The sequence below is a fragment of the Longivirga aurantiaca genome (assembly GCF_042660085.1).
Lineage (GTDB): Bacteria > Actinomycetota > Actinomycetes > S36-B12 > CAIYMF01 > Longivirga > Longivirga aurantiaca.
Genome location: NZ_JBHSTI010000008.1, coordinates 733,473 through 745,962, shown reverse-complemented (window position 1 = coordinate 745,962; position 12,490 = coordinate 733,473). Strand labels below are relative to the sequence as shown.

12 protein-coding genes are annotated in these 12,490 nt (G+C 71.1%); 6 read left to right on the top strand and 6 right to left on the bottom strand.

Features of this window, described 5'->3' with window-relative positions; all coding sequences use genetic code 11:
- Nucleotides 1–132: 132 nt before the first annotated feature.
- Complete coding sequence (gene ccrA / locus ACFQGU_RS07485) at nt 133–1,470, top strand: crotonyl-CoA carboxylase/reductase (protein ID WP_386765268.1); 1,338 nt, start codon at nt 133–135, stop codon at nt 1,468–1,470.
- Between the two features lie 70 nt (nt 1,471–1,540).
- Here ccrA and ACFQGU_RS07480 read toward each other — a convergent pair whose 3' ends face one another.
- Genes ACFQGU_RS07480 through ACFQGU_RS07460 form a run of 5 tightly spaced genes read right to left on the bottom strand, consistent with a single transcriptional unit; the run spans nt 1,541 to nt 5,989 of the window.
- Complete coding sequence (locus ACFQGU_RS07480) at nt 1,541–2,320, bottom strand: alpha/beta fold hydrolase (protein WP_386765266.1); 780 nt, start codon at nt 2,318–2,320, stop codon at nt 1,541–1,543.
- Between the two features lie 23 nt (nt 2,321–2,343).
- Nucleotides 2,344–3,108, bottom strand: a complete 765-nt coding sequence (locus ACFQGU_RS07475) for an SDR family NAD(P)-dependent oxidoreductase (RefSeq protein WP_386765264.1) — start codon at nt 3,106–3,108, stop codon at nt 2,344–2,346.
- A complete protein-coding gene (locus ACFQGU_RS07470; protein ID WP_386765262.1) occupies nt 3,105–3,842 on the bottom strand; it encodes an alpha/beta hydrolase in 738 nt (245 codons plus the stop codon). The genes ACFQGU_RS07475 and ACFQGU_RS07470 overlap by 4 nt, the downstream gene beginning before the upstream one ends.
- A gap of 48 nt (nt 3,843–3,890) precedes the next feature.
- On the bottom strand, nt 3,891–4,196 hold the full coding sequence (locus ACFQGU_RS07465) for a hypothetical protein (RefSeq protein ID WP_386765260.1): 306 nt from the start codon (nt 4,194–4,196) through the stop codon (nt 3,891–3,893).
- A 14-nt stretch (nt 4,197–4,210) separates the two neighbouring features.
- Entirely contained in the window at nt 4,211–5,989 is a 1,779-nt protein-coding gene (locus ACFQGU_RS07460) for a 3-hydroxyacyl-CoA dehydrogenase family protein (RefSeq protein ID WP_386765258.1), read from the bottom strand.
- A 164-nt stretch (nt 5,990–6,153) separates the two neighbouring features.
- Here ACFQGU_RS07460 and nucS point away from each other — a divergent pair, with 164 nt between their 5' ends.
- The 5 genes from nucS to ACFQGU_RS07435 all read left to right on the top strand — a co-directional run bounded on the left by nucS (nt 6,154) and on the right by ACFQGU_RS07435 (nt 10,469).
- Nucleotides 6,154–6,828 carry an endonuclease NucS gene (gene nucS / locus ACFQGU_RS07455; protein ID WP_386765255.1) on the top strand — a complete coding sequence of 225 codons (675 nt, stop codon included), beginning with the start codon at nt 6,154–6,156 and terminating at the stop codon, nt 6,826–6,828.
- A 98-nt stretch (nt 6,829–6,926) separates the two neighbouring features.
- Nucleotides 6,927–7,841: an ABC transporter ATP-binding protein gene (locus ACFQGU_RS07450; protein WP_386765253.1), complete on the top strand. Its 915-nt coding sequence runs from the start codon at nt 6,927–6,929 to the stop codon at nt 7,839–7,841.
- Nucleotides 7,838–8,680, top strand: coding sequence for an ABC transporter permease (locus ACFQGU_RS07445; RefSeq protein WP_386765251.1), 843 nt, complete (start codon nt 7,838–7,840; stop codon nt 8,678–8,680). Before ACFQGU_RS07450 ends, ACFQGU_RS07445 begins: the two co-directional genes overlap by 4 nt.
- 5 nt (nt 8,681–8,685) lie before the next feature.
- Nucleotides 8,686–9,849: a sensor histidine kinase gene (locus tag ACFQGU_RS07440; RefSeq protein WP_386765249.1), complete on the top strand. Its 1,164-nt coding sequence runs from the start codon at nt 8,686–8,688 to the stop codon at nt 9,847–9,849.
- Nucleotides 9,846–10,469, top strand: coding sequence for a response regulator (locus ACFQGU_RS07435; protein WP_386765247.1), 624 nt, complete (start codon nt 9,846–9,848; stop codon nt 10,467–10,469). Before ACFQGU_RS07440 ends, ACFQGU_RS07435 begins: the two co-directional genes overlap by 4 nt.
- Here ACFQGU_RS07435 and ACFQGU_RS07430 read toward each other — a convergent pair.
- On the bottom strand, nt 10,455–12,332 hold the full coding sequence (locus ACFQGU_RS07430) for a hypothetical protein (protein WP_386765246.1): 1,878 nt from the start codon (nt 12,330–12,332) through the stop codon (nt 10,455–10,457). The genes ACFQGU_RS07435 and ACFQGU_RS07430 overlap by 15 nt on opposite strands.
- Nucleotides 12,333–12,490 lie beyond the last annotated feature (158 nt).

Here is a 12,490-nt window from a genome sequence, read left to right as displayed (position 1 = left end):
GGTTGCGGCGTCAACCGTCGCACCCTGCCTCATGGGCCCGGTACATGCCCTGGTTAGCGTCGGTTCACGGACGCGACCGACGCGTACCGACCGACCTGCTCCCCGAGCAGTACGCCGACCCTGGAGGCCGACGTGAAGACCATCCTCGACACGATCCTGTCCGGCACCGCGACCAGCGCGGACTACGCCGCCCTGCAGATCCCCGAGTCCTACCGCGGCATCACCGTGCACAAGGACGAGCAGGAGATGTTCGCCGGCAAGTCCACGTGGGAGAAGGACCCCCGCGAGTCGCTGCACCTCGACGACGTCCCCGTGCCCGAGCTCGGCCCGGGCGAGGCGCTCGTGGCGGTCATGGCGAGCGCGGTGAACTTCAACACCGTCTGGTCTGCGATCTTCGAGCCGGTCTCCACCTTCGGCTACCTCGAGCGCTACGGCCGCACCAACCCGATCGCCAAGCGGCACGACCTGCCGTACCACGTGATCGGCTCCGACCTCGCGGGCGTCGTCCTGCGCACCGGCCCCGGCGTGCACACGTGGAACCCCGGTGACGAGGTCGTCGCGCACTGCCTGTCGGTGGAGCTCGAGAGCCCGCTCGGCCACAACGACACGATGCTCGACCCCGAGCAGCGCATCTGGGGCTACGAGACCAACTTCGGCGGCCTCGCCGAGCTCGCGATCGTCAAGGCCAACCAGCTGCTGCACAAGCCCACGCACCTGACGTGGGAGGAGGCGGCCTCGCCCGGTCTCGTGAACTCCACGGCGTACCGCCAGCTCGTGTCGCAGAACGGCGCCGGCATGAAGCAGGGCGACACCGTCCTGATCTGGGGCGCCTCAGGCGGTCTCGGCTCCTACGCCACGCAGATGGCGCTCAACGGCGGCGCGACCCCGGTGTGCGTCGTCTCCAGCGAGGACAAGGCCGACATCTGCCGGTCGATGGGCGCGGAGCTCATCATCGACCGCAAGGCCGAGGGCTACACGTTCTGGAAGGACGAGCACACCCAGGACCCGAAGGAGTGGCGCCGGCTCGGAGCCAGGATCCGCGAGCTCACCGGCGGCGACGACGTCGACATCGTCTTCGAGCACCCGGGCCGCGAGACGTTCGGCGCCTCGGTCTATGTCGCCCGCAAGGGCGGCACGATCGTCACCTGCGCGTCGACCTCGGGCTACATGCACGAGTACGACAACCGCTTCCTCTGGATGAACCTGAAGCGCATCGTCGGCTCGCACTTCGCCAACTACCGCGAGGCGTGGGAGGCCAACCGCCTCATCCAGCGCGGCAAGATCCACCCGACGCTGTCCAAGGCCTACAGCCTCGAGCAGACCGGGCAGGCGGCGTACGACGTGCACCGCAACCTGCACCAGGGCAAGGTCGGTGTGCTCTGCCTCGCCCCCGAGGAGGGCCTCGGCGTCCGCGACGAGGAGCTCCGCGCGAAGCACCTCACCGAGATCAACCGCTTCCGCAACCTCTGACCTCGCCTCTCCCGATTCGGTAGTGGGTTCTCGCGGTCCGCTGCGAGATCTCACTACCGAATCGCTGGGATCAAGTCGCGGAGGGGAGGCGCTCGACGTCGCGCAGGAACGTGATGAGAGCGGCAGCGGTGGCCTCGGGGGCCTCGACGGCGGCGAGGTGGCCGCAGCCGGGGATCTCGACGAAGCGGGCGTCGCGCATGGCGTCGACCATGAGGTCCTGCTCGGCGCGCGGCGAGAGGGTGTCCTCGCTCCCCCACAGCACGAGGCCGGGGACGGCGAGCGAGGCGAGGTCGGCGAGCGAGTCGGGGCGGGCGGCCATCGCGCGCTGGGCGATCGCCACGCCGATCGGGTCGGCCTCGCGGATCCAGCCGCGCACCTTCTCGACCACGTCGGGCCGCGTCTGGTGCGTGGTGGCGCCGAGCAGGTTCGGCAGCATGGCGCGCGAGAGCGCCTCGGTCGACTCCGACTCCAGCACCTGGTCGGCGACGCGCAGCCGGTTGGCGCGAGCCTCCTCGGTGTCGGCCGTCGCCTTGGTGTCGACGAGCGCGAGGCCGGCGATGCGCGACGGGTCCTGTCGGATCATCTCCATCGCCACGTAGCCGCCGAGCGAGAGCCCGCACACGACGACGTTCGACAGGCCGATCTGGTCGAGGATGCTCAGCACACCGCGCGCCTGCGCGGCGAGCGACGGCGTCTCGTCGAGGTCGTCCTCGTCGAGCACGGACTCGCCGAAGCCGATGAGGTCGGGGACGACGACGTCCCAGCCGCTGTCGGCGATCGGGCCGACGACGTCGTCCCACATGCGCTTGTCGAGCGGGAATGCGTGAAGGAGCACGACTGCGGGGGCCATGCGATGAACCTACAGAACGACCGTCAGGGCATCGCCGACAGGCCGCCGTCGACGACCAGCGCCTGCCCGGTCATGAACGACGACGCGTCCGAGGCCAGGAACACGGCCGGGTCCGCGATCTCGTGCGCGGTGCCCCAGCGGGCCATCGGCACGCGCGCGAGCGTGCCCTTCTCGGCGTCCTCGTTGGCCCGCAGGAAGTCGGTCAGCTCGGTCTCGATCCAGCCCGGCACGAGCGCGTTCACCCGCACGCCGGCCCAGGCGGTCTCGACGGCCACCGACTGCGTCAGCGAGAGGAGCGCGGCCTTCGCGGCGCCGTAGTGGCTCATCATCGGGGCGCCGCGCAGGCCGGCAACCGACGCGATGTTGACGACGACTCCGCTGTGCCGCTCGAGGAAGTGCGGGAGCGTCGCCTGCAGCACGTGCACCACGGAGTCGAGGTTGAGGCGCAGCGTCTTCTCCCAGCCGGAGAAGCGCATGCCGGCCAGCGGCATCGAGAACGAGTTGCCGCCCGCGTTGTTGACCAGGATGTCGATGTGGCCGAGCTCGGCGATGGCCCGGGCCACCGACGCCTGCACGGCCTCGATGTCGGTCACGTCGCACGGCAGGACGACGGCACGGCGTCCCTTGGCCTCGATCACCGCGGCGACCTCGCCGAGCTTCTCGGCGTCGCGCGCGAGCAGTGCGACGTCCGCACCGGCGTCGGCGTACGCCTCGGCGATCGACCGGCCGATGCCGCGCGAGGCACCGGTGACGAGTGCGGTCTTGCCGTCGAGCCGGAAGCTGCTCACAGGTCGCTCCACCTCTCCATGGGTCCGTGCCAGTCGTAGTCGATCGGCGGCCCGCCGGGCACCAGCCGCTCGACGAGCGTGTCGTGCACGATCCTGACGTACTTCTCCCCCACCCACAGGTGCTTGGCGCCCTCGACGCCGATCACCTCGGCCTGGGGGATGCGCGCGAACCGCTCGCGGGCCTCGTCGGGGCGCAGGTAGTCGTCGAGCTCGGGCACGAGGCACGTGACCGGCCGCCCCGACATCGCCCACTGGTCGAGGTCGTCGTCGACCGAGAAGCGCAGAGGCGGCGAGATGAGGAACGCGCCGAGCACCGGGTCGGTGTTTCCGTGCTTCAGCACGACGTCGGTGCCGAACGACCATCCGACCAGCCACGGATCGGGGAGGCCGCGGTGGATGGTCTCGAGGACCGCCGCGACGAGGTCCCTGCCCTCGCCCTCGCCGCTGTCGAACGCGCCCTCGCTCGTGCCCGCGGGGCTCGTGGTGCCACGGGTGTTGAAGCGCAGCACCGCGACGCCGGCGAGCGCCGGGAGCCGCCACGCGGCCTTGCGGTAGAGGTGGCTGTCCATGAAGCCGCCGTGCGTGGGCAACGGGTGCAGGCACACGATCGTGGCGACCGGGTCGCGATCCTCCGGCAGGGCGAGCTCGCCGACGAGGCGCAAGCCGTCCGACGTCGTCAGCGTCAGCGCCTCCCGCCGGGCGGGCAGCACGCTCCCCGCGATGATCTCGGCCAACTCGGTCCTCCGGGTTCGTGGTGACGCGGGTGCTCGGCACTCGGGTGCTCAGTGGCGCGGGGCGCTGCCGCGGCTCGTGCGCGGGCTGCGGCGGCCGCGCGCGTTCCAGCACGGCGTGTGCCAGTGCCGTCGGTCGTCCTCGCCCGAGGACCGGTCGGCCGGCCACGCGACGACATGCGGCACGCCCGGGCGGATCTCCTGGTCGCACCCCGGGCAGCGGTAGGTCTTGGACGCCGACGAGCCGCTGATGCTCCGCACGGCCCAGTCGCCGTCCGGGTGCTCCTCGACCTGCTGGAAGTCCCCGCGGAGGGGACGGGGGCCGGAGTCCTCCGCCCTACGGTTGCGACGTGCCACCCGTCGATCGTAGGTCAGTCGTAGGTGCGGAAGCCGCGGCCGGTCTTGCGGCCGAGGTAGCCGGCCGTCACGAGGTGCTCGAGCCGCGGGGCCGGCGCGAAGCCCGGCTCGCGGAACTCGAGGTACAGCGTGCGCTGGATCGCCAGCGACACGTCGAGGCCCACGACGTCGAGCAGCTCGAACGGGCCCATGGGGTAGCCGCATCCGGTCTTCATGGCGGTGTCGATGTCGTCGGCCGTGGCGTAGTTGGCCTCGAGCATCCGCACGGCGTCGTTGAGGTAGGGGAACAGCAGCGCGTTGACGATGAAGCCGGCACGGTCGCCGCAGGTCACCGGGTGCTTGCCGATGCGCCGGCAGAGGTCGACGGACGTGGCCACGACGTCGGCCGCGGTGGCGACCGTCGAGACGACCTCGACGAGCTTCATGATCGGCGCGGGGTTGAAGAAGTGCAGGCCCACCACGTCCTGCGGGTACTTCGTGACCGCGGCGAGGTCGACGACCGAGAGGCTCGACGTCGTGGTCGCGAGGATCGCGCCCGGCTTGCAGATCTCGTCGAGCGCCCCGAAGAGCACCGTCTTGACTGCGAGGTCCTCGACCACGGCCTCGACCACGAGGTCGACGTCGGCGAGGTCGTCGAGCTCCGTCGTGCCGGACACGATCGCGAGCGCGGCGTCGCGCGCCTCCTGCGTGAGCTTGCCGCGGGCGACGCCCTTGTCGAGCGAGCGCTCGAGGTTGGTGCGCACGCGCGCGACCTTGTCGTCGCCGCGGGCGACGTAGAGCACGGGGATTCCGGCCTTCGCGAAGACCTCGATGATGCCGGTCGCCATGGTGCCGGAGCCGACGACGCCGACCTTGTCGACCGGGCGCAGCGGGGTGTCGGACGCACCGCCGTCGACCGGGGTGAGCGCGTCGGCGATGACGACGGGCGAGTTGGGCGCCTCATACGTGTAGAAGCCGCGACCGGTCTTGCGGCCGCGCAGGCCCGCGGTGACCATCTGCTTGAGCGCCGGGCTCGGTGCGTGCAGGCGGTCGCGCCCCTGCTTGTACATCGTGTCGAGGATCTCGTACGCCGTGTCGAGGCCGATGAGGTCGAGCAGAGCGAGCGGACCCATCGGGAGGCCGCAGCCGAGCTTCATCGACGCGTCGATGTCCTCGCGGGTGGCGTACTTCGTCTCGAACATCGACACCGCGTGGTTGAGGTAGCCGAACAGCAGCGCGTTGGCGATGAAGCCCGCCTTGTCGTCGACGACGACGGGCAGCTTGCCGAGCGAGGAGGCGAGCGCCTCGACGTCCTGCACCACACCCGGGTCGGAGACGACCGTGCGCACGACCTCGACGAACTTCAGGACCGGCGCCGGGTTGAAGAAGTGCATGCCCACGACCTGCGCAGGGCGGCCCGTCGCGACGGCGATGTCGGTGACCGAGAGGGAGGAGGTGTTGGTCGCGAGGATGGCGTCGGGGCCGACGATGGCGTCGAGCTGCTCGAAGATCCCGCGCTTGAGATCGAGGCTCTCGCTGACGGCCTCGACCACGAGGTCGCGGTCGGCCAGCTCGGCGAGGTCGGTGGCGTAGCGGATCCGGCCGAGGGTGGCGGCGCGCTCGTCCTCGGTAAGCTTCCCGCGCTTCACGGCGCGCGAGGTGGAGCCCTCGACGTGGCCGCGGCCGCGCTCGACCGCGGCGTCGTTGGCGTCGACGCCGACGACGTCGTAACCGTTCGCGGCGAACACCTCCGCGATGCCTGCACCCATGGTGCCGAGGCCGACGACGCCGATCCGGCGGATGTCACGCGACATGGACTTGTCTCCTCAGTCTGTGCTGCCCCGCACGGCACGCCGGGGCGGACGACCGCGGCGGCGAGGTCTGGGACCATCGTGGCACCGGATGTACCGGAAGCAGCGCCCGGGTCCGGCCCACCCGGGGGTCCGGACGACCGGGTCGAGGCACTAGCGTGCAGCGGGTGCGCCTCGTCATCGCCACGTGCTCCGTCGACTATGCGGGCCGTCTCACCGCCCACCTCCCGAGCGCCATGAGGCTGCTCCTGGTGAAGGCCGACGGCTCCGTGCTCGTGCACTCCGACGGCGGGTCGTACAAGCCGCTGAACTGGATGAGCCCGCCCTGCTCCCTGGCCGTGGACGAGGCTGACGACGGCACCGGCACGTGGACCGTCACGAACAAGGCGGGCGAGACGCTCGTGATCACGCTCGAGGCAGTGCACCACGACACCGAGCACGTGCTGGGCCAGGACCCGGGCCTGGTGAAGGACGGCGTCGAGGCACACCTCCAGGCGCTGCTGGCCGCCCAGATCGAGACCCTCGGCGAGGGCTGGCGGCTCGTGCGCCGCGAGTTCCCGACCGCCATCGGGCCGGTCGACATCATGGCCCGCGACGCCGACGGCCTCGCCGTCGCGATCGAGATCAAGCGCCGGGGCGAGATCGACGGCGTGGAGCAGCTGACCCGCTACCTCGAGCTCCTCAACCGCGACCCGCTGCTGGCCCCCGTGCGCGGGATCTTCGCCGCGCAGGAGATCAAGCCCCAGGCCAAGGTGCTCGCGGCCGACCGCGGCATCGAGTGCGTGGTGCTCGACTACGACGCCCTCCGAGGGCTCGACGACGTCGACTCCCGGCTCTTCTGACCGCTCGCGGGTGGACTGCCGCCTCCACCGACCGGTGGAGGCGAGAAGCAACCGCTGGTTCGCTGCGTCGGATGCCTGTGCTGCGGGATGGTGGACCCATGACAACGACCACGACATCCGGTGACGCCCTGGTCGTCCCCGTGCCCGACGACGCCGACGTCGCCGTGCGCGTGCGCGGCCTGGCCAAGTCGTACGGCGAGACCAGGGCCTGCGACGGCGTCGATCTCGACGTCGTGCGCGGCGAGGTGCTCGCCCTGCTCGGCCCCAACGGCGCCGGCAAGACGACCACGACCGAGATCCTCGAGGGCTACCGCCACCGTGACGCCGGCGAGGTGTCCGTGCTCGGTCAGGACCCGTCGCACACCGACCCGCTGTGGCGCAGCCGCCTCGGCATCGTCCTGCAGACCGCTGCGGACCTCGGCGACCTCACGGTCGAGGAGTCGGTGAAGCACTTCGCCGGCTACTACCCGAGACCGCGCGACGTCGACGAGGTCATCGACTGGGTCGGCCTCACCGAGAAGCGCACGACGCGCGGCAGCAACCTGTCCGGCGGCCAGCGCCGCCGGCTCGACGTCGCTCTCGGCATCATCGGGCGGCCGGAGCTGCTGTTCCTCGACGAGCCGACGACCGGCTTCGACCCCGAGGCGCGCCGGGAGTTCTGGGGCCTCATCGCGGACCTCAAGGGCGAGGGCACGACCATCCTGCTGACGACGCACTACCTCGACGAGGCCGAGGTGCTGGCCGACCGCGTGGCGGTCATCGCCCGCGGGCGCGTCATCGCCTGCGACATCCCGTCGCGCCTCGGCGGCCGCGACGAGTCGCACGCCACGCTGACCTGGAAGGAGGGCGAGGAGGTCCGCACCGAGCAGACCACCGAGCCCACCCGGGTCGTCGGCGAGCTCGCCGCCCGCTTCGGCGGCGAGGTGCCGGGGCTCGCCATCCACCGGCCGAGCCTCGAGGACGTGTACCTCTCGCTCATCGGTCACGACAACGAGGACGAGGACGCATCATGACGACGACCACGGCCCACCCCGCACCGGCCGCGCCGCTCGCGCCCCCCGGGGCCTTCAGCCTCGGCCGCCGCCGCGTCGCGATCGAGCTCAAGTCGTTCTTCCGCGACAGGAACTCCGCGGTCTGGAACTTCGCCCTGCCGATGCTGCTGATGATCATCTTCGGCTCGGTCTTCGGCGGCCAGACGCTCGGACCCACCGGCATCACGTTCGCGCAGTACTTCGTCGCGGGCATGATCGCCTCGGGCGTGCTCTACACGAGCTTCCAGAACCTCGCGATCGCCATCCCGATGGAGCGCGACGACGGCACGCTCAAGCGCATCCAGGGCACGCCCATGCCGAAGGTCTCCTACTTCATCGGCAAGATCGGCCTCGTCTTCGTGGCGTACGCCGCCCAGGTGACGCTGCTGATCCTCATCGGCGTCGCCTTCTACGGCATCGAGCTTCCGAGCGGCAGCCAGTGGTTCACCTTCGCCTGGGCGTCGGTGCTCGGCCTGGTGTCGTGCACCTTGCTCGGCATCGCGTTCAGCGTGGTGCCCAAGAACGCCAAGGGTGCCTCGGCGGTCGTCAGCCCGATCGTGCTGGTGCTGCAGTTCACGTCCGGCGTGTTCTTCCTCTTCCAGAACCTTCCGACGTGGATGCAGCAGTTCGCGTCGCTGTTCCCGCTGAAGTGGCTCACCCAGGCGATGCGCAGCGTGTTCCTGCCGGAGTCCGCCGCGGCGCTCGAGGTGACCGGCTCGTTCGAGCTCGCCAAGTGCGCCGCCGTGCTGATCGCCTGGACCATCGGCGGGCTCGTGCTCAGCCTGGTGTTCTTCCGCTGGAACAAGCGCGGCGAGAACTGAACGACATGACCGGCACCGAGGAGCGCGACTTCGCCGAGCGGACTCTCGTCGGCTGGCACGTGCTCTTCGGCGCCATGGTCGTCGCGACGGCGGTGCTGACCGCGCTCAACGGCAGCGCGGCCTCCATCGTCCCGCTGCTGATGGTGCTGGTCGCGGCGTACCTGCTCGTGTGGTTCCCCCGCCAGGGGTGCGCCTCGCTGCGCAGGTCGGTGCCGTTCCTCGTGGTGGCGTGCGTGGTCATCGCGCTCATGACCTACCGCGACCCGGCGTCGCTCGTGATCCTGTTCGCGATCTACCCGCTCGGCTTCGTGCTCCTCGAGCGACGGGGAGCGATCATCGCGACCGTCGCGATCACGCTGACCTTCACGCTCACCCTTGCTGCTCGCGACGGCTTCAGCCGTGATGCGTTGCTGCTCAACGGTTTCATGGCCGTCGGCAACATCGTGTTCGCACTTGTGATCGGTCTGTTCATCGACGGGATCGTGCGCGAGAGCCGGGCACGCAAGCAGCTGCTCGAGCAGCTGCAGACCACCCAGGGAGAGCTGGCGGCCCTCGAGCGCGAGGCCGGCGCCGTGGCCGAGCGCGAGCGCCTCGCGCGCGACATCCACGACACGCTCGCCCAAGGCTTCACGAGCATCGTGATGCTGTCGCAGGCGGGAGAGACCGCAGCGGCAGACGGGCAGAGCGCCGAGGCCGTCGCACGGCTGCGCCAGATCCAGGAGACCGCCCGCGAGGGCCTAGCCGAGGCGCGCGCACTGGTCGGCGCCATGACGCCCCCGGCTCTCGAGGGCGACAGGCTGCCCGACGCGCTCGCCCGGCTCGTCGACCGCTTCAGCCGCGACACGGGCATCGCATCGACGTTCTGCGTCGAGGGCGAGGCCGGACCGCTGTCGTCGACGTCGGACGTCGTCGCCCTGCGCGCCACCCAGGAGGCGCTCGCGAACGTGCGCAAGCACGCGGGTGCGACCCGCGTGGACGTGGTGCTCCATTACGACGAGGACGGCGCGACCGTGTCGGTGAGCGACGACGGCGCCGGCTTCGACCCCGCCGCCCCGCGACCCGGCTACGGTCTCGACGGGCTGGCTCAGCGGGTCGAGTCCGTCGGCGGCCTGTCGTCGGTCGAGTCGACCCCCGGGGCGGGGACGCGTGTGAGGGTGAGGGTGCCGTGATCCGCGTGCTGGTCGTCGACGACCACCCGGTGGTGCGCAGCGGGCTCGTGGGCCTGCTCGGCAGCGAGGCCGACCTCGAGGTGGTCGGTGAGGCCGGCAACGGCCGCGAGGGCGTGACGCTCGCGGCGTCGCTGACGCCGGACGTCGTGCTCATGGACCTGCGGATGCCCGTGCTCGACGGCGCGTCCGCGACCGCGGAGATCACGGCGGCAGGAACCGCGCGCGTGCTGGTGCTCACGACGTACGACACCGACGGCGACATCCTGCGCGCGGTCGAGGCCGGCGCGACCGGCTACCTGCTCAAGGACACGCCGCGCGACCAGCTGCTCGCCGCAGTGCGGGCTGCGGCGCGGGGCGAGACGGTGCTGGCGGCACCGCTTGCGGCCAAGCTCATGCGGCAGGTGCGCGGTGGCGACCAGCTCACGCCCCGCGAGCTCGAGGTGCTCGCGCTCGTGGCGCAGGGGAAGTCGAACCCGGACATCGCCCGCGACCTGTTCATCGGCGAGGCGACGGTGAAGTCGCACCTGCTGCACGTGTTCGACAAGCTCGGCGTCTCCGACCGCACCGCGGCCGTCACCCACGCGCTCGAGCGCGGCCTGCTGCCCTCACCCGGCGGCTGACGGCACCGGGTCGGGCACGTCGTGCCTGCTGCGCAAGTCGTAGTAGAGCAGCGTGAGACCGATCGTGGCGACGGGCACCAGGACGGCGGCGATCACCAGCGCGATGAGGTTGGTGGTCCAGAACGGCCAGCCCGTGACGAGCAGGACGATCGCGCCGATGCTCGCGGGCAGCGAGAAAGCGAGCCAGACGAGGAAGCCTCCGAGCAGTGCCGCGCGCAGGCGGTGGCCCTTCGTGATCTGCGAGCTGCGCCGCAGCCCGGCCCGCACGCCCTCGTCCTCGAGCTCGGTCGCGGGCAGCGCGACCGACCAGCGGGCCAGCAGGTACAGCGCGATCGGCAGCAGCCACCAGGTCGACGCCATGAGCGTGACGACGACGTACGCGATGATCGCGACGACCCAGCCGCCGGGGTGCACCAGCACACGGTGGAACGCCACCGGACCGGAGATCTCCCGGCCCCGGGCGATCGCGTCGACGATCTCGACCGTGGTGGCCATCGCGAACGCCACCACGGGCAGCAGGAGCAGCGACACCAGGATCGTGAGCACGGCGCCGGTGACCTGCTCGCTAAGACCGTTGACGTCGGTGAGGGTGTCGCCCGGTGTCGCGCGCACGAGGATCCGCGCGACGAGCAGGTTGAAGGCGACCGAGCCCATCACGATGAGTCCTGGCACCCAGAAGGCACCGGTCTTCTTGCGCATCAGGTCGAGCGAGGCCACCGCGATCTGGCCCGCCTTGCGGCGCCGGTCGATGGTGGGGTCGTCGTCGTTGAAGAAGTCGGTGCGCGCGGCGACGAACGCGAGCAGCATCAGCGCCCCGATGATGACGCCGAGCACGATCCCGGGTGAGTTCAGCAGGTCGACGAACAGCAGCGAGACCGCCTGGGTGAGCTCGCAGAAGCCCGTGACTGAGGGTCCGCCGATGGTCGGGAGCGGCACGGCGTCAGGCCGCCCCTGCTCGAGCTGCCACTGCACGGGTTCGGCCCACTGCGTCTTGCTGCTCGGGCCGGTCGGGCCGTTGTTGAACGACGGCGCCTTCTGACCCCAGCGCCCGGTGAAGGTCAGCCACGCGAAGTCGCCGGTCGGGGTCTCGGGCAGCATCACGACCTCGGGACGGACCTCGCGTCCCATGGCCATGGTGCTGTCGCAGCCGAAGCCGGCCGCGGCGCTCTTCCCGAACCACTGCGCCTGCGTGTAGTACGCCGCGTGCGAGCCCTGCCCGGGGTAGACCGCGACGTGGTCGCCGTCCTTGTGCACCTTGTCGGCGTCCCACTGGGCCACCTCGGACCCCTCGTGCTGGGCGAAGGCCGTGCTCTCGGGCGCGACCGTCAGCGCCTCCTCGGCCGTGCTCGCGGGGAAGACGAGCTGGATCATCTCCCAGTCGCCCTCGTGCTTGTCGTTCCAGTCGTTGAAGACCCAGAACATCCAGTACTGCAGGACGACCTTGCCCCTGTCGGCCGGGTCGGAGGCCACTCGGGAGTAGACGGTCGACGGCGTGCCGGCAGCGGCCTCGCGGAACCAGCGGTCGTAGTCGCAGCCCGGGTCGAGCGGGTTGCCCGGCAGGTCGAGGTACCAGCCCTCGCCCTTGCCCGCGAGGTCGGACGCCGTCGGCGCGTCGAACGACTGCCCGTCCGGACCGATGAGGGTGACGTCGCCGTTGCCCAGCACCGTCTCGACCGCGGTCGGCACGTAGGGCTCGCCGTCGGCGCAGGCCTCGCTCTGGTCGCGCACGACCACGACGGGCGAGTACTTCTGCGCGAGCTGCGTCGCTGCGTCGTCGGCGGCGTACGACGGGGCAGCACCGACCGCACCGACGAGAGCTGCGACGGCGGCAACGAGCACGGCGGCGACGATCCGACGGCCCATGGCTCCCCTCCCGGACCCGAGACAGGTCGAGTCTGCCCCGCCGGACACCGTTCGCGCCGCACGTCGCCCCGGGAGGCGGCATCCGTTTCGCGGGTCCCGACCAGGGCCGAACGAGCACCGGCTCGGTTCCGTGCGCGGGACGAGGCCGGGTCTGCGAG